The 651-nt window shown below is 60.2% G+C and carries 1 protein-coding gene; it reads left to right on the top strand.

Going from position 1 to position 651, the window contains the following annotated elements; translation table 11 throughout:
- Positions 1 to 651, top strand: a 651-nt coding sequence (locus tag ACR0JW_RS23905) for a GTP-binding protein (protein WP_480714621.1), incomplete at both ends; no start/stop codon positions are given.

Raw genomic sequence — 651 nt, 5'->3', positions numbered from 1 at the left:
CGATCCTGGTTGTGAACGCCGCTGACGGCCCGATGCCGCAGACCCGCGAGCACATCCTGCTGGGCCGCCAGGTTGGCATCCCGAAGATGGTCGTGTTCATGAACAAGGTTGACCAGGTCGACGACGAAGAGCTGCTGGAACTGGTTGAGATGGAAGTTCGCGAACTGCTGTCCAGCTACGACTACCCCGGCGACGATATTCCGATCATCGCAGGTTCGGCTCTGGCGGCGATGGAAGGCAACAACCCGGAAATCGGCGAAGCGAAGATCCGCGAGCTGATGGCGGCTGTTGATGATTACATCGACACCCCCGAGCGCGCTGTTGACCAGCCGTTCCTGATGCCGATCGAAGACGTGTTCTCGATCTCGGGTCGTGGTACCGTTGTGACCGGTCGTGTTGAGCGTGGCGTGATCAACGTTGGCGACGAGATCGAAATCGTTGGTATCCGCGACACCGCGAAAACCACCTGCACCGGCGTTGAGATGTTCCGCAAGCTGCTGGACCGTGGTGAAGCCGGCGACAACATCGGCGCCCTGCTGCGCGGTGTTGACCGTGACGGAGTTGAGCGTGGCCAGGTTCTGTGTAAGCCGGGTTCGGTGACACCGCACACCAAGTTCGAAGCCGAAGCCTACATCCTGACCAAGGAAGAAG

The sequence above is a fragment of the Ruegeria sp. BG6 genome (assembly GCF_056538465.1).
The sequence above is the reverse complement of the archived record's forward strand: the minus strand, read 5'-3'. Positions and strand labels throughout refer to the sequence as shown.